This is a genomic window from Pseudomonas sp. REB1044 (assembly GCF_038813925.1).
GTDB lineage: Bacteria > Pseudomonadota > Gammaproteobacteria > Pseudomonadales > Pseudomonadaceae > Aquipseudomonas > Aquipseudomonas boreofloridensis.
Genome location: NZ_CP046139.1, coordinates 4245128 through 4266239, shown reverse-complemented (window position 1 = coordinate 4266239; position 21112 = coordinate 4245128). Strand labels below are relative to the sequence as shown.

At 64.1% G+C, this 21112-nt stretch carries 17 protein-coding genes; 10 read left to right on the top strand and 7 right to left on the bottom strand.

The window, feature by feature from the left end:
- Positions 1-49 precede the first annotated feature (49 nt).
- Both GKC70_RS19465 and GKC70_RS19460 read right to left on the bottom strand, forming a co-directional pair.
- Positions 50-1678, bottom strand: coding sequence for an ABC transporter substrate-binding protein (locus tag GKC70_RS19465; protein WP_342649626.1), 1629 nt, complete (start codon positions 1676-1678; stop codon positions 50-52).
- Positions 1679-2043: 365 nt separating this feature from the next.
- Complete coding sequence (locus GKC70_RS19460; protein WP_116887618.1) at positions 2044-2760, bottom strand: SIMPL domain-containing protein; 717 nt, start codon at positions 2758-2760, stop codon at positions 2044-2046.
- A gap of 215 nt (positions 2761-2975) precedes the next feature.
- Between GKC70_RS19460 and GKC70_RS19455 the strand changes: the two genes are divergently transcribed.
- The 4 genes from GKC70_RS19455 to GKC70_RS19440 all read left to right on the top strand — a co-directional run bounded on the left by GKC70_RS19455 (position 2976) and on the right by GKC70_RS19440 (position 7330).
- Positions 2976-4235, top strand: coding sequence for an ATP-binding protein (locus tag GKC70_RS19455; protein WP_039575560.1), 1260 nt, complete (start codon positions 2976-2978; stop codon positions 4233-4235).
- The gene (locus GKC70_RS19450) at positions 4232-4792 is read left to right on the top strand and encodes a response regulator transcription factor (protein ID WP_029613619.1); all 561 of its coding nucleotides are present in this window, start codon (positions 4232-4234) and stop codon (positions 4790-4792) included. Before GKC70_RS19455 ends, GKC70_RS19450 begins: the two co-directional genes overlap by 4 nt.
- Positions 4793-4974: 182 nt before the next feature.
- Positions 4975-5916 carry an AEC family transporter gene (locus tag GKC70_RS19445; RefSeq protein ID WP_342649625.1) on the top strand — a complete coding sequence of 314 codons (942 nt, stop codon included), beginning with the start codon at positions 4975-4977 and terminating at the stop codon, positions 5914-5916.
- A 52-nt stretch (positions 5917-5968) separates the two neighbouring features.
- Positions 5969-7330, top strand: coding sequence for an amino acid permease (locus GKC70_RS19440; protein WP_116887619.1), 1362 nt, complete (start codon positions 5969-5971; stop codon positions 7328-7330).
- 18 nt (positions 7331-7348) lie between these two features.
- Here GKC70_RS19440 and GKC70_RS19435 read toward each other — a convergent pair whose 3' ends face one another.
- The 5 genes from GKC70_RS19435 to gatC form a co-directional block, all read right to left on the bottom strand.
- Complete coding sequence (locus GKC70_RS19435) at positions 7349-8392, bottom strand: calcium/sodium antiporter (protein ID WP_039575567.1); 1044 nt, start codon at positions 8390-8392, stop codon at positions 7349-7351.
- 60 nt (positions 8393-8452) lie between these two features.
- Positions 8453-8830 carry a septal ring lytic transglycosylase RlpA family protein gene (locus GKC70_RS19430; RefSeq protein WP_342649624.1) on the bottom strand — a complete coding sequence of 126 codons (378 nt, stop codon included), beginning with the start codon at positions 8828-8830 and terminating at the stop codon, positions 8453-8455.
- Between the two features lie 77 nt (positions 8831-8907).
- Entirely contained in the window at positions 8908-10353 is a 1446-nt protein-coding gene (gene gatB, locus GKC70_RS19425) for an Asp-tRNA(Asn)/Glu-tRNA(Gln) amidotransferase subunit GatB (RefSeq protein WP_039575572.1), read from the bottom strand.
- Between the two features lie 11 nt (positions 10354-10364).
- Positions 10365-11816, bottom strand: coding sequence for an Asp-tRNA(Asn)/Glu-tRNA(Gln) amidotransferase subunit GatA (gene gatA, locus GKC70_RS19420; RefSeq protein WP_039575575.1), 1452 nt, complete (start codon positions 11814-11816; stop codon positions 10365-10367).
- A gap of 15 nt (positions 11817-11831) precedes the next feature.
- The gene (gatC, locus tag GKC70_RS19415; RefSeq protein WP_029613616.1) at positions 11832-12119 is read right to left on the bottom strand and encodes an Asp-tRNA(Asn)/Glu-tRNA(Gln) amidotransferase subunit GatC; all 288 of its coding nucleotides are present in this window, start codon (positions 12117-12119) and stop codon (positions 11832-11834) included.
- Positions 12120-12321: 202 nt separating this feature from the next.
- On the opposite strand from gatC, the gene mreB reads away from it, so the two are divergent.
- From mreB to GKC70_RS19385, 6 genes are all read left to right on the top strand, one after another.
- Positions 12322-13359, top strand: a complete 1038-nt coding sequence (gene mreB / locus GKC70_RS19410) for a rod shape-determining protein MreB (RefSeq protein ID WP_039575577.1) — start codon at positions 12322-12324, stop codon at positions 13357-13359.
- Between the two features lie 235 nt (positions 13360-13594).
- Positions 13595-14584, top strand: coding sequence for a rod shape-determining protein MreC (gene mreC / locus GKC70_RS19405; protein WP_342649623.1), 990 nt, complete (start codon positions 13595-13597; stop codon positions 14582-14584).
- Entirely contained in the window at positions 14584-15072 is a 489-nt protein-coding gene (gene mreD, locus GKC70_RS19400; protein ID WP_039575581.1) for a rod shape-determining protein MreD, read from the top strand. Before mreC ends, mreD begins: the two co-directional genes overlap by 1 nt.
- A gap of 29 nt (positions 15073-15101) precedes the next feature.
- Positions 15102-15692 carry a Maf family protein gene (locus GKC70_RS19395; protein WP_342649622.1) on the top strand — a complete coding sequence of 197 codons (591 nt, stop codon included), beginning with the start codon at positions 15102-15104 and terminating at the stop codon, positions 15690-15692.
- 59 nt (positions 15693-15751) lie between these two features.
- The gene (gene rng, locus GKC70_RS19390; RefSeq protein WP_039575586.1) at positions 15752-17209 is read left to right on the top strand and encodes a ribonuclease G; all 1458 of its coding nucleotides are present in this window, start codon (positions 15752-15754) and stop codon (positions 17207-17209) included.
- Between the two features lie 79 nt (positions 17210-17288).
- Positions 17289-21098, top strand: coding sequence for a YhdP family protein (locus GKC70_RS19385; protein WP_342649621.1), 3810 nt, complete (start codon positions 17289-17291; stop codon positions 21096-21098).
- Positions 21099-21112: the final 14 nt, after the last annotated feature.

Below are 21112 nucleotides of genomic sequence, written 5' to 3'. Positions count from 1 at the left end.
CACTGCCTGGAATACGCCAGCCCTCTGCGCACAGAGGGCTGGCGCTGCCTCACTTCTCCACGCTCACCCCATAGAACGCGTTCAGGGCGAATGGACTGATCTTGAAGTCCTGCACCTTGATGCTCATGGGTTGATAGACGGTGGAGTGGGCGATGGGCGTGTACGGCACCTGTTCCTTGAGGATGTGCTGCGCCTGCTTGTACAGCTCGGTGCGCTTGGCCTGGTCGGAGGTGGCCTTGGCTTGCTTGATGAGGTCGTCGTAGGGCTTGTAGCACCACTTGGAGAAGTTGTTGCCTTCCAGGGCGTCGCAGCCGAACAGGGTGCCGAGCCAGTTGTCCGGGTCACCGTTGTCGCCGCTCCAGCCGATCAGCATGGCGCCGTTTTCGCCGCCCTTGGAGCGCTTGATGTACTCGCCCCACTCGTAGGTGAAGATCTTGGCCTTGATGCCGATCTTGGCCCAGTCCGATTGCAGCATCTCGGCCATCAGCTTGGCATTGGGGTTGTAGGGGCGTTGCACCGGCATGGCCCAGAGCGTGATTTCGGTGCCTTCCTTGACTCCGGCTTCCTTGAGCAGTTGCCGAGCCTTTTCCGGGTCGTAGGGGGCGTCCTTGATGGTGGTGTCGTAGGACCATTGCGTCGGCGGCATGGCATTGACCGCCAGTTGCCCGGCGCCCTGATACACCGACTCGATGATCTGCGCCTTGTTCACCGCCATGTCCAGGGCCTGGCGAACCTTGAGCTGGGCCATGGGATTGGGCTCGTTGCTGCCCTTGATCTTGTCCATCACGTTGTAGGCGATGTAACCGAGGTTGAAGCCGGCCTGCTCGGGCATCTTCAGGTTCTTGTCGGCCTTGAGCGGCTGGATGTCGGCTGGGCGCGGGAACAGGGTGACCTGGCACTCGTTCTTCTTGAGCTTCTGCATGCGCACCGAGGCGTCGGTGGTGATGGCGAAGATCAGGTTGTCGACCTTCACGTCCTCGGGCTTCCAGTAGTCCTTGTTGCCCTTGTAGCGGATCTGCGCGTCTTTCTGGTACTTGCTGAACACGAACGGCCCGGTGCCGATCGGCTTTTGGTTGATGTCGGGCGCTTTGCCTTGCTTGAGCAACTGCTCGGCGTATTCGGCGGACTGGATCGAGGCGAAGCTCATGGCCAGGTTCTGGATGAAGGCGGCGTCCACTGTGTTCAGGGTGAAGCGCACGGTATGGTCGTCGAGCTTCTCCAGCTTGGCGATGTTCTTGTCCATGCCCATGTCGGTGAAGTACGGGAACTCGGTGGGGTACGCCTTGCGGAACGGCATGTCCTTGTCGAGCATGCGGTTGAAGGTGAACAGCACGTCGTCGGCGTTGAATTCACGGCTGGGCTTGAAGTAGTCGGTGGTGTGGAACTTGACCCCTTCGCGCAGGTGGAAGGTGTAGGTCTTGCCGTCTTCGGAAACGTCCCAAGTGGTGGCCAGGCCTGGAATGACGGCGGTGCCGCCACGCTCGAACTGGGTCAGGCGGTTGAACAGCGGTTCGGCCGAGGCGTCGAAGTCGGTTCCGGTGGTGTACTGGCCGGGGTCGAAGCCGGCGGGACTGCCTTCGGAGCAGAACACCAGGTTGGATGCGGCGAGCGCGGTGGGCGCTGCACCAGCCAGCAGGCCTGCGCCTACCAGAAACGGAATGACTGCGTGTTTGAGCATGGTGGCCTCATTGTTGTCATTTTTTGAGTTGAGGCGGCCTCGTGAGCCGACCTGCGGATACTTATGCAGGGGCTATACCCATTGCAACACTCAACAGGATGGCCGGTCCCGGAAAGGTGGCACGCGCGTACATGGATGTCGCATTGTTGTAACTTTTGCCGTGGTTGAACGTTTGCGCAACAAAAAAACCGGCATTTTGCGACATGTTTCGGCGGGAATGGGGATGTAGGATGCGCGCTCTAAGTGCGTAGGGGCATTCGGATGGGTAGTGATGGGGCGGGGTAAGGCAGGTTGATGTTGGCTGTGGGCGTCAAACGATCGGGGCCGCAATGCGGCCCCGAGGTTGCGTTGAGTGCACGCCCAGATCAGGGCATTTGCACTTCGATCAGGCCATCGGCATTCATGCTGACTTCGCTGGTGCCCGCCTCGACGTCAGGCGAAGGGGCGGCCTCGTCGGCGGCCATGGCCTTCATTGCCATCGGCGCGCTGCGCAGGTAGGGGCGCGGGTAGCCACTGCTGTTGAGGTTGAGGTTGACCACCTTGTAGCCGCTGCCGCCGAGCGCTTCGGTGGCCAACTGGGCGCGGGCCTTGAAGGCGTTGACCGCTTCCTTGAGCAGGTCGTCTTCGCTGGCCTTGCGCGTAGCCGGGGCGATGGAGAAGTCCATGCCACCCATTTTCAGGGTTTGCAGCAGATCGCCGGTGAGCTTGGACAGGGCCGGGAAGTCGGCGCTTTCCAGGCGCAGCTCGGCACGCTCGCGCCAGCCGGTGATCTTCTGGCCCTTGTTGTCGTAGATCGGATAGCTGTTGCGGCTGCCCTGGCTGATCTTCACCTCTTTGACGTCGCGCGCCTGCTGCACGGCCTTGTTCATGGTTTCGGTGATCTGCTTGGCGAGCTTGCCCGGATCGTTGTCCTGCGCTTCGCTGTAGAGGGTGACGACCATCAGATCGCGGGCCACTTCCTTGCTGACTTCGGCGCGCAGCGAGACCTGGTTGTAACGCGGCTCGTCGGCGGCGAAGGCCGGCAGGCTGGCGAACAGGCCACAGGACAGGGCGAACGCGGCGCTGCAACGGGAAATCTGCATGTATCACTCCTTGGATGGAAGGCGCGGGGAACAGTCGCGTCCCGCATGGCCGTTCAGACTGGAAAAGCGGGCCGTGGGTTCAACGATGCCATCACGACTTTGTGACAGAGTATGGCACGCGCGAAACCTGTGGCGGTTTGCCGCATGGCTGCAGGCCAGCGCCTGGCTTCGGTATACTCCAGCCGATTGTCCTGGAGCACTCATCAGGAGAGCTCATGCTCGCCCCCGCACATCCGATGTCCGCCACGCGTCAGAACCTCTGGCGCCTGACCATCATCCGCATTCTGGTTCTGGCTGCCCAGGCAGGTTCCGTGGGCGTCGCCTACTGGACCGAGCTGCTGCCGCTGCCGTGGTTCTCACTGGCCGCCACCCTGGCCTTGTCGTCCCTGCTGTGTGCCTTCACCGCCCTGCGCCTGCGCCTGACCTTACCGGTGACCGAGCTCGAGTATGCCCTGCAATTGGCCTGCGACCTGCTCATCCACAGCGCCCTGCTGTACTACTCCGGTGGCTCGACCAACCCCTTCGTGTCCTATTACCTGGTGCCGTTGGCGATCGCGGCGGTGACCCTGCCGTGGATCTATTCGCTGCTGCTGTCGGGCATCGCGCTGGTCGCCTACAGTCTGCTGCTGGTGCAGTTCTATCCACTGGAAACGCTGCCGCTGGCGCGCGACACCATGCAGGTCTACGGCATGTGGCTGAGCATTGCCCTGGCGGCTGCGGTGATCACCTTCTTTGCCGCACGCATGGCCGAGGAGTTGCGTCGACAGGAGCAATTGCGTGCCGAGCGCCGCGAAGACAGCCTGCGCGACGAGCAGTTGCTGGCCGTGGCCACCCAGGCGGCCGGCGCTGCCCATGAGCTGGGTACGCCGTTGGCGACCATGAGCGTGCTGATCAACGAGATGCGCCAGGACCACAGCGATGCGCAGTTGCAGGAAGACCTCGCTGTGCTCCAGGACCAGGTCAAGCTGTGCAAGCAGACCCTGCAGCAATTGGTGCGCGCCGCTGAAGCCAATCGGCGCATGAACGTGCCCGAGCAGGAGGTCACGGCCTGGCTCGACGAGGCGCTCAACCGCTGGCACCTGATGCGTCCTGAGGCCAGCTACCGCTTCCAGCGCCTGCGCGACGGTCAGGTGCCATCGCTGACGCCGCCTCCGGACTTGACCCAGGCGCTGCTCAACCTGTTGAACAACGCCGCCGATGCCTGCCCGGACGATCTGGAAGTGCGCCTGGACTGGGACGCCCAGGACATCCTGATCAGCATTCGCGACCATGGCCCCGGCGTGCCGGTGGCCATTGCCGAGGCGATTGGCAAACCCTTCTTTACCACCAAGGGCAAAGGCTTCGGCCTGGGCCTGTTCCTGAGCAAGGCCAGCGTGACCCGCGCGGGGGGCTCGGTGAAACTCTACAGTCATGAAGAGGGCGGCACCCTGACCGAGCTGCGCCTGCCCCATGGCACGCGAGGAGATGAACGATGAGCGACGAGAACCAGATCGAAAGCGAAGAGCTGCCGCACCTGCTGCTGGTGGATGACGACGCCACTTTCACCCGCGTCATGGCGCGCGCCATGAGCCGCCGCGGCTTTCGCGTGAGCACAGCGTCCAGTGCCGAGGCCGGGTTGGAACTGGCCCTGCAGGACCTGCCCGACTACGCCACGCTGGACCTGAAAATGGACGGCGATTCGGGCCTGGTGCTGCTGCCCAAGTTGCTGGAGCTGGACCCGGAAATGCGCGTGCTGATCCTGACCGGTTATTCCAGCATCGCCACGGCGGTGGAAGCGATCAAGCGCGGTGCCTGCAATTACCTGTGCAAGCCGGCCGACGCCGACGATGTGTTGGCGGCGCTGCTGTCCGAGCATGCCGACCTGGACACCTTGGTGCCGGAAAACCCGATGTCGGTTGATCGCCTGCAGTGGGAGCACATCCAGCGCGTGCTGGCCGAGCACGAGGGCAACATCTCGGCGACGGCGCGGGCGCTGGGCATGCACCGACGCACCTTGCAGCGCAAGTTGCAGAAGCGCCCTGTGCGCCGCTGAGGCGGCCTACTGGCCCGGTGGGTGCAGCCCGCCAGGACTGCGCCAACCGGGCCCATTCTGCGCAGGTCAGATCTGCCAATCTGACAGAAGTTTCTCTCCTACAGCCCCGCGATCCCCGCAAATACCGGCCGTTGGCGTATCATCAGCGCCCTAAACGGCAAACCCCTTCCAGGATCGTGGCAATGCTCGCCCTTCTCATCCAGACGCTGAACATCACGGCACCGGTCTTCGCCATGCTGTTCCTGGGCGTGCTGCTCAGACGCATTCACCTGATCGACGACGACTTCATCAAAGTCGCCTCATCGCTGGTGTTCAATGCCTGCATGCCGGCGCTGTTGTTCCTGGGCATCTATCACGCCGACCTGTCTTCGGCGGTCAAGCCCGGCGTCATCCTTTACTTCATCGTCGCCACCTTGCTCGGCTTCGGCCTGTCCTGGGGACTGGCGATCTGGCGCAGCCCGCCTGCGGATCGTGGCATCTATACCCAGGGCGCCTTTCGCGGTAACAACGGGGTGATCGGCCTGGCGCTGGCCGCCAGCCTGTATGGCGACTACGGTATCTCCCTCGGCGCGGTGCTGGCCGGGCTGGTGATCCTGATGTACAACTCGCTGTCGACCGTGGTGCTGGCGGTGTACAGCCCGAGCCTCAAGTCCGATCCGTGGAGCCTGTGCAAGAGCATCTTCAGCAACCCGTTGATCCTCAGCGTGCTGCTGGCCACGCCCATGGCCTACGCTCAGGTGCCGCTGCCGAACTGGCTGCTCACCTCCGGCGACTACCTGGCGCAGATGACCCTGCCACTGGCGCTGATCTGCATTGGCGGCACCTTGTCGCTAGCGGCGCTGCGCGACAGCGGCAAGCTGGCGGTGGATGCCAGCCTGGTGAAGATGGTCTGGCTGCCGCTGTTCGGTACGCTCGGTGCCTGGCTCTGCGGATTCCGCGGGGCCGAGTTGGGCATCCTGTTCCTCTACATTGGCAGCCCGACCGCTGCGGCCAGCTACGTCATGGCCCGTGCGGCCGGCGGCAACCATGAACTGGCCGCCTCGATCATCGTCATCACCACGTTGATGGCGGCGATCACCACCAATATCGGCATCTTCATCCTGCAGTGGGGCGGATGGATCTAGCCGTCGGCACCCTAGCCTCAATCACAAGAACTTCGCCATCAAAGGACACTTCATGCAAGACCAGAGCACGCCCGAGGGGTTGCAACGCGGGCTGAAGAACCGCCATATCCAGCTGATCGCGTTGGGCGGTGCCATCGGTACCGGCCTGTTCCTGGGTATCGCCCAGACCATCCAGTTGGCTGGCCCTTCGGTGCTGCTGGGTTATGCGATCGCCGGGCTGATGGCCTTCCTGATCATGCGCCAGCTCGGCGAAATGGTGGTCGAGGAACCGGTGGCCGGGAGCTTCAGCCACTTCGCCCATCGCTACTGGAGCGAGTTCGCAGGTTTCGTCTCCGGATGGAACTACTGGGTGGTCTACGTGCTGGTCGGCATGGCCGAACTGACGGCGGTGGGCATCTACGTGCAGTACTGGTGGCCCACGTTTCCGACCTGGGCCACGGCGGCGATCTTCTTCGTGGTGATCAACGCCATCAACCTGACCCAGGTGAAGGTCTATGGCGAGATGGAGTTCTGGTTCGCGCTGGTCAAAGTCGTGGCCATCGTCAGCATGATCGGCTTCGGTGCCTGGTTGCTGAGTACCGGGCATGGCGGCCCGGATGCCAGCGTGGCCAACCTGTGGCAGTACGGCGGGTTCTTTCCCAACGGCATCACCGGATTGGTGATGGCGCTGGCGGTGATCATGTTTTCCTTCGGCGGCCTGGAGCTGGTCGGCATCACCGCTGCCGAAGCGGACGACCCGCGGCGCAGCATTCCCAAGGCCACCAATCAGGTGGTCTACCGCATCCTGATCTTCTACATCGGTGCCCTGGCCGTGCTGCTGGCGCTGTACCCGTGGCAGAAGGTGGTGCAGGGCGGTAGCCCGTTCGTGATGATCTTCCACGCGCTGGACAGCGATGTGGTGGCGACCGTGCTCAACGTCGTGGTGCTCACCGCGGCGCTGTCGGTGTACAACAGTTGCGTCTACGCCAACAGCCGCATGCTGTTTGGCCTGGCCAGCCAAGGCGACGCGCCGCGTCAACTGCTCACCGTCAATCGACGCGGCGTGCCGCTGGTGGCGCTGGGCGTTTCGGCGCTGGCCACTGGCCTGTGCGTGGTCATCAACTATGTGATGCCGGGCGAAGCGTTCGGCTTGCTGATGGCCCTGGCGGTGTCGGCGCTGGTGATCAACTGGGCGAGCATCAGCATCACCCACCTGAAGTTCCGCAAGGCCAAGCAGGCGGCGGGCATCGTGCCGTTCTACCGCAGCCTGGGACACCCGTTGACCAACTACCTGTGCCTGGCCTTCATCGTGTTGATCCTCGTGGTGATGTACCTGACGCCGCCGGTGCGCATTTCGGTGCTGTTGATTCCCTTGTGGATTGCCGCACTGTGGGTAGCGTTTCGCTTGAAGAAGCGCCGTCAGAGCGGCGCCTGATCCTGCCGAGCGGGCTGCTCAGTGCTGTCGGCGCCAGGCGCGAACGGTGGTGTAGAGCAGCACGGCACCGAGCACCGGCAGCACATACAGCAGCATCAGTCGTTCCAGGCGTTCGGCCAGCGGCAGGCCTGTGGTGAAGGCCACCACGTGCAGGCCGTAGGCCAGGTACAGCGCTAGGAACACCAGGCCCTCGGCGCGGGTGATGCGATAGCCGGAATAGAACACCGGCAGGCTCAGCGCCGCGACGCCGAGCATGACTGGCAAGTCGAAGTCCAGGGCATTGGGCGAGATCGACAGCGGCTCGGGCGTGATCAGCGCCGTCAGGCCCAACACGCCCAGCAGGTTGAACAGATTGCTGCCGATCACGGTGCCCACCGCGATCTCGCGCTCCCCGCGCAAGGCGGCGATCAACGCCGCCGCCAGTTCCGGCAATGAGGTGCAGACCGCGACCACGGTCAGGCCGATGACGCGCTCCGACAGTCCCAGGTCGGTGGCGACCTCGACTGCCGCCTGCAACAACAGATGCCCGCCCAGACTCAGCAATACCAGCCCACCGATCACCTGCAACAGCGCCAAGCTCCAGAAGCGTGCGGCGCTGCGATGGGCTGTGTCCGGGGCCGGATAGGTGCGCGCGTAGTGGCGTGACTGATGCCACAGCATGCCCAGGTAGCCGAGCAATCCCAACAGCAGCAACAGGCCTTCGAAACGGCCCAGCTCTGCGTTGGCGGCCAGCAGGTACACCAGCGCACTGGCGGCGATCATCAGCGGAATGTCCAGGCGCACCAGTTGCCGCGAAACGCGCAGCGGGATGATCAGTGCGGCCAGGCCGAGGATCACCAGGACATTGAAGATGTTGCTGCCGATCACGCTGCCGATCGCCACGTCAGGCGCGCCCTGGTAGGCGGCTTGCAGGCTGACGGTCAGTTGTGGCGCGGTGCTGCCGAAGGCGACCAGGCTCAGGCCGATGATCAGTGGCCTGACGTGCAGGCGCACCGCCAGGCGCAAGGCGGCGCGTACCAGCAGCTCGGCGCCGAGCACCAGCAGCACGAGGCCCAGGCCCAATTGCAGGAGGCTGAAGGTGGGAAGGGTGGCTAGGTCGAAAATGGTACAGCTCCCGTCAGGTCAGTCGCTCAATCCTTGTACCCGCACGCGCGCCGTTCCGCTACGCAGCATGCCGATTTTTTCAGCGGCAGCCCGGGATAGGTCGATGAGCCGGCCGCGGGTGTGCGGGCCGCGATCGTTAATACGCACCACGACGCTGCGTTGGTTGGACAGGTTGGTCACCAGCACCCGGCTGCCGAACGCCAGGGAGCGATGGGCGGCGGTCAGGCCATGCTGGTTGAAGGGTTCGCCGCTGGCGGTGCGGTTGCCGTGGTGGCGTGCACCGTAGTACGAGGCCGTGCCGGTTTCGTCGTAGCCGCGCGGATCGACGGCGTGGTTGGCGCAGCCGCCGAGGACGGCGAGCACCGCGAGGGGTAGAAAACGGATGATCGAACACATGGGTAGATCGGGTGCTCCGGTGCTGGCAGGTGAGGCGCAGAACCTGCAGGAGCGGCGCGAGGCCGCTCCTGCGAAGGTCACCCTTCGAGCTTGGCCTTGAGCAGTTGGTTCACCTGCCCTGGGTTGGCCTTGCCCTTGGAGGCCTTCATGGCCTGGCCGACGAAGAAGCCGAACATCTTGCCGCGCTTGGCCTCATCGGCGGCGCGGTACTGCTCGACCTGTTCGGCGTTGGCGGCCAGCACGTCTTCGAGCATCTTGTCGATGGCACCGGTATCGGTGACCTGTTTAAGGCCTTTGCTTTCGATGATGCCGTCGGCATCGCCTTCACCTGCAGCCATGGCCTCGAACACGGTCTTGGCGATCTTGCCGCTGATGGTGTTGTCGCGAATGCGCAGCAGCATGCCGCCGAGCTGTTCGGCGCTGACCGGCGACTGGTCGATCTCGACGCCCAGCTTGTTCAGCAGGCTGCCCAGCTCGACCATCACCCAGTTGGCCGCCAGCTTGGCGTCACCGCCGATCTTGGCCACCTGCTCGAAGTAGTCGGCCTGTTCGCGGCTGCTGGCCAGCACATTGGCGTCGTACGGCGACAGGCCGTACTGGTTCTGGAAGCGCTCGACCTTTTGCGTCGGCAGCTCCGGTAGCGAGGCGCGAACGGTGTCGAGGAAGCTCGGCTCGATGACCACTGGCAGCAGGTCCGGATCGGGGAAGTAACGGTAGTCGTTGGCTTCCTCCTTGCTGCGCATGGAGCGCGTCTCGTCCTTGTTCGGATCGTATAGGCGGGTTTCCTGGACTACCTTGCCGCCGTCCTCGATCAGGTCGATCTGGCGCTGGATCTCGCTGTTGATCGCCCGTTCGATGAAGCGGAAGGAGTTGACGTTCTTGATCTCGCAGCGAGTGCCGAACTCGGCCTGGCCTTTCGGGCGAATCGACACGTTGCAGTCGCAGCGCAGCGAACCTTCGGCCATGTTGCCGTCGCAGATGCCCAGGTAGCGCACCAGCGCATGGATGGCCTTGACGTAGGCCACCGCCTCCTTGGCGCTGCGCATGTCCGGCTCGGAGACGATCTCCAGCAGCGGCGTGCCGGCGCGGTTGAGGTCGATGCCGGTGGCGCCGTTGAAGTCTTCGTGCAGGCTCTTGCCCGCATCCTCTTCAAGGTGAGCGCGGGTGACGCCAATGCGCTTGAGCGTGCCGTCTTCCAGGGCGATGTCCAGGTGGCCCTTGCCGACGATCGGCAGCTCCATCTGACTGATCTGGTAGCCCTTGGGCAGGTCGGGGTAGAAGTAGTTCTTGCGCGCGAACACGTTGCGCGGTCCGATCTGGGCATCGATGGCCAGGCCGAACATGCACGCCATGCGCACTGCCTCCTGGTTCAGCACCGGCAACACACCCGGCATGCCGAGGTCGACCAGGCTGGCCTGGGTGTTCGGCTCGGAGCCGAAGGTGGTGGCGCTGCCGGAGAAAATCTTCGACTGGGTGGCGAGCTGGGTATGAATCTCCAGCCCGATCACAACTTCCCATTGCATGTGTGAATTCCTCAGAAGCCGTTGGGGGCGCGGGTGTGCCAGTCGGTGACTTGCTGGTAACGGTGCGCGACGTTGAGCAGGCGGCCTTCCTGGAAATACGGGGCCAGCAGTTGCACGCCCACCGGCAGGCCATCGACGAAGCCGGCCGGCATCGACAGGCCCGGCAGGCCCGCCAGGTTGGCGGTGATGGTGTAGACGTCCTCGAGGTAAGCGGCGACCGGATCGCTGCTCTTGGCCCCGAGTTTCCAGGCCAGGTTCGGCGTGGTCGGGCCGAGGATCACGTCGACCTGCTCGAAGGCCGTCATGAAGTCGTTCTTGATCAGGCGGCGGATTTGCTGGGCCTTGACGTAGTAGGCATCGTAGTAGCCAGCCGACAGGGCGTAGGTGCCGACCATGATCCGGCGCTGCACTTCAGGGCCGAAACCCTCGCCGCGCGAGCGCTTGTACAGGTCGGTGAGGTCTTTGGGGTTTTCGCAGCGGTGGCCGAAGCGCACGCCGTCGAAGCGTGACAGGTTGGAGGAGGCTTCGGCCGGGGCGATCACGTAGTAGGCCGGGATGGCATGCTGCATGTTCGGCAGGCTGATTTCCTTGACCACCGCGCCGAGCTTTTCCAGCGCCTTGACGCTGTTGTGCACCAATTCGCCGATGCGCGGGTCGAGGCCGGCACCGAAGTACTCCTTCGGCAGGCCGATGCGCAGGCCCTCGAGCGGGGCGTTCAGGTTGGCGCTGTAGTCGGGTACCGGCTCGTCGACGCTGGTGGAGTCGTTCGGGTCGAAGCCGGCCATGGCTTGCAGCAACAGCGCGCAGTCTTCGGCGGTGCGGGCCATCGGGCCGCCCTGGTCGAGGCTCGAGGCGTAGGCGATCATGCCCCAGCGCGAAACCCGGCCATAGGTAGGCTTGAGACCGGTGAGACTGGTCAGGGCCGCCGGTTGGCGGATCGAACCGCCGGTGTCGGTGCCGGTGGCAGCAGGCAGCAGGCGAGCGGCCACCGCGGCGGCCGAACCGCCAGAGGAACCGCCAGGCACGTGTTCGAGATTCCACGGGTTTTTCACTGCGCCATAGTGGCTGGACTCGTTGGCCGAGCCCATGGCGAATTCGTCCATGTTGGTCTTGCCGAGGCTGACCATGCCGGCCTGGGCCAGGCGTGCGACCACGGTGGCATCATAGGGCGCGGTGAAGCTGTCGAGCATCTTCGAGCCACAGCTGGTGCGCACGCCCTGGGTGCAGAACAGGTCCTTGTGGGCGATGGGAGCGCCCAGCAGCGCACCGGTCTCGCCCTGGGCGCGCCGCTGGTCGGCGGCGCGGGCCTGTTGCAGGGCTTGTTCTTCGGTGATGCTGATGAAGCTGTTGAGCTGGGGGTCGAGCTGCTGGATGCGCGCCAGCAGCGTGCGGGTCAGCTCTTCGGAGGAAAACGACTTGTCGGCGAGGGCGCGGGCGATCTCGGCCAGAGTGAGTTGATGCATGGCAGGTTCTATCCCTTACTCGATGACTTTCGGAACCAGGTACAGACCGTTCTCGGTCGAGGGTGCCACCGCTTGGTAGCGATCACGCTGGTTGCTTTCGGTCACCTGGTCGGGACGCAGGCGCTGGGTGGCTTCGAGCGGGTGGGCCAGCGGCTCTATGCCGGTGGTGTCGACGGCTTGCATCTGGTCGACCAGCCCGAGAATACTGTTCAGGGCATCGGTAATACGTGGCAGTTCGCCTTCATTGAGACCCAGGCGGGCCAGATGGGCGATCTTTTCCACGTCACAGCGTTCAAGCGCCATGGGGATCTCCAGGAAAAACAGAAACAGAATGCTTCCGTATTGAGGAACATGCCAGGATTCTGGCGGTCATACGGCCGCGATCATCGGCTGGCGTGCTCGGAAAAACTGCCAATTTACCATATTGGCTCCTTGCCCAAAATCCCTGCCATTGTTAGAGTTTGCCGCACTTTTTTACCCACGCTTTCCCCAGGGTCACTTTCCCATGTTCAAGAAACTGCGTGGCATGTTTTCCAGCGATCTGTCCATCGACCTGGGTACTGCCAACACCCTTATTTACGTGCGTGAGCGCGGTATTGTCCTGAATGAGCCCTCGGTCGTTGCCATCCGTACCCACGGCAACCAGAAAAGCGTCGTGGCCGTCGGCACCGAAGCCAAGCGCATGCTCGGCCGTACACCTGGCAACATTGCCGCCATTCGTCCGATGAAGGACGGCGTGATCGCCGACTTCAGCGTCTGCGAAAAGATGCTGCAGTACTTCATCAACAAGGTTCACGAAAACAGCTTCCTGCAGCCCAGCCCTCGTGTGCTGATCTGCGTCCCGTGCAAATCGACCCAGGTCGAACGCCGCGCCATCCGTGAATCGGCGCTGGGCGCCGGTGCCCGCGAAGTGTTCCTGATCGAAGAACCCATGGCCGCCGCCATCGGCGCCGGCTTGCCGGTCGAGGAAGCGCGCGGCTCGATGGTCGTGGATATCGGCGGTGGTACCACCGAGATCGCGTTGATCTCGCTCAACGGTGTGGTCTACGCCGAGTCCGTTCGCGTCGGCGGCGACCGCTTCGACGAAGCCATCGTCACCTACGTACGTCGCAACTACGGCAGCCTGATCGGCGAATCCACCGCCGAGCGCATCAAGCAGGAAATCGGCACCGCCTATCCAGGTGGCGAAATCCGCGAAGTCGATGTGCGCGGCCGTAACCTGGCCGAAGGCGTGCCGCGTGCCTTCACGCTGAATTCCAACGAAGTGCTCGAAGCGCTGCAGGAGTCCCTGGCGACCATCGTTCAGGCGGTCAAGAGCGCCTTGGAGCAGTCGCCGCCGGAACTGGCCTCGGACATCGCCGAGCGCGGTCTGGTGCTGACCGGTGGTGGTGCCCTGCTGCGCGACCTCGACAAGCTGCTGGCCCAGGAAACCGGTCTGCCGGTGATCGTCGCCGAAGACCCGCTGACCTGCGTCGCGCGCGGCGGTGGTCGTGCGCTGGAGATGATGGACAAGCACGCCATGGACCTGCTCTCCAGCGAGTGAGTCGCGTGCCGTTCGCTGTTCGCTGAAATCCCCCCGTTTACAGGTGGCACACACAGTGCTACCTGTATGCGCTGGGCTGGCGTCCGTTGGGCGTCGTTTCCGTCAACCCGCAGGCAGGTGGTTGCATTGACCCTGTGCAATGACCGCCTGAATCGTCGTCCACGAGGAACGGCCCATTAAACCGCTTTTCTCCAAGGGCCCTTCACTGGGCGTTCGTCTGCTCGTGCTGGTGGTGATGTCGGTCGCGCTGATGGTGGTCGACTCGCGCTTCGACGTGCTCAAACCGGTGCGCAGTCAGATGGGGCTGGTGCTGATGGAGTCCTATTGGGTCACCGATTTGCCGCAGCGTCTGTGGCAAGGCGTGGCCGGGCAGTTCGGCAGCCGCACCGAACTGATTGCCGAGAACGAGAAACTCAAGACCGAAGCGCTGCTGTTGCAGGGGCGTTTGCAGAAGTTGGCTGCACTCACCGAACAGAACGTGCGCCTGCGCGAACTGCTCAATTCGTCCGCGCTGGTCAACGAGAAGGTCGAGGTGGCCGAATTGATCGGCGTCGACCCCAATCCGTTTACCCATCGCATCCTGATCAACAAGGGCGAGCGCGACGGCGTGTTCCTCGGTCAGCCGGTGCTCGATGCGCGCGGCCTGATGGGCCAGGTGGTCGAGCTGATGCCTTACACCTCGCGGGTGCTGCTGCTCACCGACACCACCCACAGCATCCCTGTCCAGGTCAATCGCAATGGCCTGCGCGCCATCGCCAGCGGCACGGGCAATCCGGAGCGTCTGGAGCTGCGCCATGTGGCTGACACCGCCGACATCAAGGAAGGCGATCTGCTGGTGAGCTCCGGCATGGGGCAGCGTTTCCCGGCCGGTTATCCGGTGGCCACGGTCAACGAAGTGATCCACGACTCCGGGCAGCCCTTCGCCATCGTTCGTGCCATCCCCACCGCCGCGCTCAATCGCAGTCGCTACATGCTGCTGGTGTTCAGCGATCGGCGCACGCCTGAGCAACGCGCCACGGACGCGGCCATGGCACAGGAGGAGGCCGATCGCCAGGGCGCCAAGGACGCTCATCCGGGCGCGGCGACCGGCCAAGCGCCGGCCTCGACCGGCGACGCGCAGGGCCATGCTCCAGCCGCGTCTGGTTCCTCGGCGCCGGCGCACGGCTCGTCCACCTCTCATCCGGCCGCCACGCCAGCAGCGCCGGCCCAGCCGCGGAGTGAATGATGGTCAGTACCCGTAGCAGAAATGGCTGGGCGATCTGGCTGACCTTCGTCATCGGCTTGTTGCTCAGCGTCACGCCGATGCCGCAATTCATGGAAGTGTTTCGCCCCATGTGGCTCGCTTTGTTGCTGGCGTTCTGGACACTGGCGGTGCCGAGCAAGGTTGGCATGACCACCGCGTTCGTCCTGGGGCTGGCCGAAGACGTGCTGTATGGCACCCTGTTGGGGCAGAACGCGCTGATTCTCACGTTGATCACGTTCCTGGTGCTGTCCTTGCAGCAGCGCCTGCGCATGTTCCCCATGTGGCAGCAAAGCCTGGTGATCCTGGTGGTGTTCGGCATCGCCCAGTTGATCCAGCTGTGGCTCAGCGCCCTGACCGGTAACCGCCTGCCGACCCTGGCGCTGGTCTGGTCGGCGGTGATCAGTGCCTTGCTCTGGCCCTGGATCAGCTTCGCCCTGCGTGGCCTGCGCCGACGCCTGCACATCCACTGACGCGTCGTCACTGACAGGGAGATGTCCACATGACCCAACTGTACCTGGCCTCCGGCTCGCCGCGTCGGCGCGAGCTGCTGGCCCAGATCGGCGTGCCGTTCACTCGGGTCCACGCCCCCATCGATGAAACGCCGTTGCCCGCCGAAGCGCCCCAGGCCTATGTCGAGCGTCTGGCACGGGCCAAGGCCGCAGCCGGTTTCGCCACGCTGTCGGCGCCCGGCGTGGTGCTCGGGGCCGACACTGCCGTGGTGCTCGACGGCGTGATCCTCGGCAAGCCGGACGATCGCGAGCATGCGCTGGCCATGCTCGGCGATCTGTCCGGCCGTGAGCACCAGGTGCTCACGGCCGTGGCGCTCACCGATGGCCAACGCTCGCTGAGCCTGTGCGTGGCCACTCAGGTGCGTTTTCGCGCCATCTCCTTCGACGAAGCCTGGCGCTACTGGGCCAGCGGCGAGCCTGTGGACAAGGCCGGTGGTTACGCCATCCAAGGCCTTGGCGCGGTATTCGTCAGCGCCATCGCCGGCAGCTACTCGGCCGTGGTCGGCCTGCCCCTGAGCGAAACCGCCGAGCTGCTCGAACAGTTCGCCATTCCCTGCTGGCAGCATGAGGAAACCGCTTAACGCTGGCCAGACGTGCGCCCGCCATCCATGATTACCGAAGACCTTTGACGAGAGCTGCCATGAGCGAAGAGATCCTGATCAACATCACCCCGATGGAATCACGCGTGGCAGTGGTGGAAAACGGCGTATTGCAGGAAGTGCATGTCGAGCGCACCCAGCGCCGCGGTATCGTCGGCAATATCTACAAGGGCAAGGTGGTGCGGGTGTTGCCGGGTATGCAGGCGGCTTTCGTCGACATCGGTCTGGAGCGCGCAGCGTTCATCCATGCTTCGGAAATCTCCCAACGCGAAGGCTCGGCGGTCGAGACCATCACCGCCCTGGTGCACGAGGGCCAGGCCCTGGTGGTGCAGGTGACCAAGGATCCGATCGGCACCAAGGGCGCGCGCCTGACCACCCAGTTGTCGATTCCCTCGCGTTACCTGGTGTACATGCCGCGCAGCAGCCATGTCGGCATCTCGCTGAAGATCGAAGACGAAGCCGAGCGTGACCGCCTCAAACAGGTAGTCAGCGACTCCATGACCCAGGAAAACCTCAAGGACGCCGGCGGTTTCATCCTGCGCACCGCTGCGGAAGGCGCGCGGGCCGAGGATATCCTGCAGGACATCCGCTATCTGCGCCGCCTCTGGGAGCAGATCGCCAGCCAGATCCAGACCTGCGGCGCGCCCACCGTCATCTACGAAGACCTGGGCCTGGCACTGCGCACCTTGCGAGACCTGGTCCACCCGAAGATCGAGAAGATCCGTATCGATTCCCGGGAAACCTTCCAGAAAACCACGCAGTTCGTCGGCGAGCTGATGCCTGAGATCGCCGACCGCCTCGAGCACTATCCGGGCGAGCGGCCGATTTTCGACCTCTACGGTGTCGAAGACGAGATCCAGCGCGCGCTGGAGCGCAAGGTGCCGCTGAAGTCCGGTGGTTATCTGGTGGTCGACCCGGCGGAGGCCATGACCACCATCGACGTCAACACAGGCGCCTTCGTCGGCCATCGCAACCTCGAAGAGACGATCTTCAAGACCAATCTGGAAGCGGCCACGGCCATTGCCCGACAACTGCGCCTGCGCAATATCGGCGGCATCATCATCATCGACTTCATCGACATGGAAGATGAGGAGCACCGCCGCCAGGTGCTGCGCACGCTGGAGAAGCAGCTCGAGCGCGATCACGCCAAGACCAACATCATCGGCATCACCGAGCTGGGCCTGGTGCAGATGACCCGCAAGCGCACCCGCGAGAGCCTCGAGCAGGTGCTCTGCGAGCCCTGCCAGGCGTGCCAGGGGCGCGGCAAGCTGAAAACCCCGGAAACCATTTGCTACGAGATCTTTCGCGAGATTCTGCGTGAGGCCCGCGCCTACCAGGCCGAGGGCTATCGGGTGCTGGCCAATCAGAAGGTGGTCGATCGGCTGCTGGATGAGGAGTCGGGTAACGTCGCCGAACTGGAAGCGTTCATCGGGCGAACCATTCGCTTCCAGGTCGAGTCCATGTATTCCCAGGAACAATATGATGTGGTGCTGCTCTGACTCGCGCTGAATACCTCCGTGCTGTGGCGAAATCTGCGGGTGCGGCCATAGTTGATGGACGACTCGGAGGGCCTTGGCCATGGGACGTCTGAACCGCGTCCTGGGCGCGATGACCCGGTGGGGCCTTGGCCTCTGCGCACTGCTGGTCGTGTTGCTCGCGCTGTATGTGAGTCTCGGCCGACAATTGACGCCGCTGGTGGCCGAATACCGTAACGAGCTGCAGGACAAGGCCGAGCAGGCGCTGGGCATGCCCGTGCATATCGGCGCCCTGGAGGGACGCTGGAGCGGCCTGGCACCGGTGCTGCGGGTCAGCGATCTGCAGTTGGGTGAGGGGGCGTCGGCGCTGCGCCTGGACGAGGTCAAGCTGGTACCCGACTTGTGGGCCAGCCTCAAGGCCCGCGAAGTGCGTCTGGCGCACATTCAGCTTGGCGGCCTGCAAGTGATCCTGCGCGAGAATCCTCAGGGCGAGTGGAGTTTGGAAGGGCTGCCGAAAAAGGATGACGAACCGTTCGATGCCGCCCAGGTGCTGCAGCGCCTGCGTCAATTGGGGCGGGTCGATGTGTTCGACAGTCAGGTTACCCTCCAGCCGTTTGGACGCGACCCTCTCACCCTGACCTATGTCAGCCTGGGTCTGCAGGCTAGTCCCGCGCGGCAGTCTCTGGAACTGCAGGCAACGCTGCCGGACGGCCAGCCTCTGGCGCTCAACCTGCGCAGTCGCGCCAGACCCGAGGCCTGGCGCGAAGGCGACTACCAAGCCTATCTGAGCCTGCCGCAGAGCGACTGGGCGCGCTGGCTGCCGCCCAGTGTGCTGGGCCAATGGCGGGCCAAGACCCTGCGTGCAGGCGGCGAGTTCTGGGTCGACTGGCGCGAAGGGCGCTTGCAGCGCGGCGTCGTTCGGCTCAACGCACCGACATTGCGAGGTGCCTACGCGGACCGCAAGATGATCACCCTGGACAATCTGGCCCTGTCGGCCTGGGTTCGCCAAGGGCGAGAAGGGTACGAGGCGGTGGTCGATTCGCTGGCGGCGAACATCGGCGACACTCGCTGGGAGAGCCACCTGCAGGCGCAGCAAGCACCCGCTACGGATGACTCAGGCGACACTTGGCACGTTCAGGCCGACCGCCTCGACCTGACGCCGATCACCCCGTTGATCGACGCACTGGCGCCACTGCCCGACAAACTGATGACCGTAGTCGATGCGCTGAAAGTTACCGGTGCCCTGCGCAACGTGCGGCTCGACATCCGCCCCCAGGCCGAAGGCGACCAACGCCTGGCGTTCGCCGCCAACCTCGACAATGTCGGTTTCGACGCCTACCACGGCGCTCCGGCGGCCGGCAATGTCAGCGGCAGCATCAGCGGCGACCTGGGCCAGGGCGAGCTGCGCCTGGACAGCGATGCCTTCATGCTTCACCTCTACCCGATCTTCGCCAAGCCCTGGCACTACCAGAAAGCCAATGCTCGGCTGACCTGGGCGCTGGACGACGACGGTTTCACCCTGATCGCGCCCTACATCAAAGTGCTCGGCGATGAAGGCAAGATCGCCGCTGACTTCCTCATTCGCTTCCGTTTCCACGAGCAACAGGCCGACTACATGGACCTGCGCGTCGGTCTGACCGACGGCGACGGGCGCTACACGGCCAAGTACCTGCCGCAGGTGCTCAGCCCGGCGCTGGACCAGTGGTTGCGCAGCGCCATCGTCAAAGGCGCGGTCGACGAGGGTTATTTCCAGTACCAGGGTTCGTTGAACCACGATGCGCCGGACCATTCGCGCAGCATCAGCCTGTTCTTCGACGTCCACGACGCCACCCTCGATTTCCAGCCCGGCTGGCCGCAGGTGCGGCAGGTGGACGGCAAGGTGCGCATTCAGGACAGCGGCGTGCATATCCAGGCCAACCAGGGCCTGTTGCTCGATACCAAGGTCAGCGATGTGCGCGTCGATATTCCTCACGTCGAGGGCGACCAGCACAGCCACCTGTATCTGGACGGCAAGTTCGACGGCAGCCTGGGCGACGGTCTGAAGATCCTCAAGCAGGCGCCCATCGGCACTGGCGAGATCTTCGCCGGCTGGGAGGGCGAGGGTCCGCTGCGGGGCAAGGTCAAGCTGGACATTCCCTTGGAGCACGGCATGCAGCCCAAGGTGAACGTCGATTTCGCCACCCAAGATGCGCGACTGAAAGTGGAGCCGCCTGCGCTTGAGTTGAGCCGCCTCAAGGGCGACTTCAGCTTCGATCTGGACAAGGGTTTGAGCGGTAAGGACATCAGCCTGCAGGCCTTCGGCAAACCGGTTTCGGCGCAGATTTTCGCCGAAGGGCAGGGCGGCCAGATCCAGACCCGTATCCAGGCCAGCGGTCAGGTGGCACTCAAGGCGTTGACCGAGTGGCTGCAGTTCAAGCAACCATTGCCGGCTTCGGGCGATCTGCCCTACCAACTGCAACTCAGCCTTGGCAGTCGTGACAACCGTCTGGACATCAACTCGTCGCTCAAGGGGCTGATCATCGACTTGCCGCCGCCGTTCGGCAAGGCCATGACCACGGTGCGCGACAGCAGCTTCGGCATGACCCTGCAAGGCGCCGAGCGACGCTTCGATGCGCGGTATGCCGACCTGGCGCAGTTGGCCTATGCCACCACCTTGGACAAGCCCGAACAGGGCCGCGGCGAGTTGGTGCTCGGCGGTGGGTCGGCCAGCGTACCCGGTGCTCAAGGCCTGCGAGTGCGGGGCCGGCTGGAGACGCTGGACCTGGAGCCCTGGCAGCAGCAGATGAGCAAATATGCCGGGCAGGAGCCTGACGGCAGCGCGCGCCAGACCTTGCAGAGCGTCGATTTGAGCATCGGCCGGCTGAGTGCTTTCGGCACCGAACTCAATCAGGCCGTGGTGCGACTGGCGCGGGTGGCCAGCGCCTGGGACCTGCGGGTGGACAGCCGCGAAGTGATGGGCAACGCCCGCCTGCCTGACGCCAAGGCAGCGCCGATGGTGGTCACGCTGCAGACCCTGCGTCTGCCTCCGGCCGATCCGCAGCAGGAAGCGGCCGACGATGCGCCGGACCCGCTGGCCTCCTTCGATCCACGCAAGGCGCCCATGCTCGACCTGAGCATCGACAAGCTCTACCGCGGCGACGATCTGTTCGGCAGCGCGGCGGTCAAGCTACGCCCAACGGCACGCGGCGTTTCGGTGAATGACATCAACCTCGATCTGAAGGGCCTGCGTGTCGATGGCAGCGCGGGCTGGGAGGGCACGCCCGACAGCAGCGCCAGCTGGTACAAAGGCCGCGTGCAGGGCGCGAATCTCGGTGATGTGCTCAAGGCCTGGGGCTTTGCGCCGACCGTCACCAGCCGCAGCTTCCGCATGGACGTCGACGGTCGCTGGCCAGGCTCGCCAGCCTGGGTCAGTCTCAAGCGCTTCTCGGGAAGCCTCGATGCTGCACTGCGCACCGGGCAGTTCGTCGAGGTCGAGGGCGGTGCCCAAGCTCTTCGCGTATTCGGCCTGTTGAATTTCAACTCGATCGGTCGCCGTCTGCGCCTGGACTTCACCGATCTGTTCGGTCAGGGCCTGGCCTATGATCGGGTCAAGGGCTTGCTGGTGGCCAGCGAAGGCGTCTATGTGACCCGCAAGCCGATCGCGGTGACCGGACCTTCGAGCAATTTCGAACTCGACGGTACGCTCGATCTGGTCCGTGACCGCATCGACGCCAATCTGCAGGTGACCCTGCCGGTTACCAACAACCTGCCACTGGCCGCGTTGATCGTCGGTGCTCCGGCGGTGGGTGGGGCATTGTTCCTGGTCGATCGTCTGATCGGCGATCGCGTTGCGCGCTTCGCCAGCGTGCATTATCGGATTCAAGGTCCGGTCAAAGAGCCTAAGATCACATTTGTGAAACCCTTCGACAAATAGCTTCGGGAGCAGTC

Excerpts from the sequence above, each read along its gene's own strand:
- GKC70_RS19465 (WP_342649626.1), bottom strand. The coding sequence starts at position 1,678 with ATGCTCAAACACGCAGTCATTCCGTTTCTGGTAGGCGCAGGCCTGCTG.
- GKC70_RS19460 (WP_116887618.1), bottom strand. The coding sequence starts at position 2,760 with ATGCAGATTTCCCGTTGCAGCGCCGCGTTCGCCCTGTCCTGTGGCCTG.
- GKC70_RS19455 (WP_039575560.1), top strand. The coding sequence starts at position 2,976 with ATGCTCGCCCCCGCACATCCGATGTCCGCCACGCGTCAGAACCTCTGG.
- GKC70_RS19450 (WP_029613619.1), top strand. The coding sequence starts at position 4,232 with ATGAGCGACGAGAACCAGATCGAAAGCGAAGAGCTGCCGCACCTGCTG.
- GKC70_RS19445 (WP_342649625.1), top strand. The coding sequence starts at position 4,975 with ATGCTCGCCCTTCTCATCCAGACGCTGAACATCACGGCACCGGTCTTC.
- GKC70_RS19440 (WP_116887619.1), top strand. The coding sequence starts at position 5,969 with ATGCAAGACCAGAGCACGCCCGAGGGGTTGCAACGCGGGCTGAAGAAC.
- GKC70_RS19430 (WP_342649624.1), bottom strand. The coding sequence starts at position 8,830 with ATGTGTTCGATCATCCGTTTTCTACCCCTCGCGGTGCTCGCCGTCCTC.
- gatB (WP_039575572.1), bottom strand. The coding sequence starts at position 10,353 with ATGCAATGGGAAGTTGTGATCGGGCTGGAGATTCATACCCAGCTCGCC.
- gatA (WP_039575575.1), bottom strand. The coding sequence starts at position 11,816 with ATGCATCAACTCACTCTGGCCGAGATCGCCCGCGCCCTCGCCGACAAG.
- gatC (WP_029613616.1), bottom strand. The coding sequence starts at position 12,119 with ATGGCGCTTGAACGCTGTGACGTGGAAAAGATCGCCCATCTGGCCCGC.
- mreB (WP_039575577.1), top strand. The coding sequence starts at position 12,322 with ATGTTCAAGAAACTGCGTGGCATGTTTTCCAGCGATCTGTCCATCGAC.
- mreC (WP_342649623.1), top strand. The coding sequence starts at position 13,595 with ATGTCGGTCGCGCTGATGGTGGTCGACTCGCGCTTCGACGTGCTCAAA.
- mreD (WP_039575581.1), top strand. The coding sequence starts at position 14,584 with ATGGTCAGTACCCGTAGCAGAAATGGCTGGGCGATCTGGCTGACCTTC.
- GKC70_RS19395 (WP_342649622.1), top strand. The coding sequence starts at position 15,102 with ATGACCCAACTGTACCTGGCCTCCGGCTCGCCGCGTCGGCGCGAGCTG.
- rng (WP_039575586.1), top strand. The coding sequence starts at position 15,752 with ATGAGCGAAGAGATCCTGATCAACATCACCCCGATGGAATCACGCGTG.
- GKC70_RS19385 (WP_342649621.1), top strand. The coding sequence starts at position 17,289 with ATGGGACGTCTGAACCGCGTCCTGGGCGCGATGACCCGGTGGGGCCTT.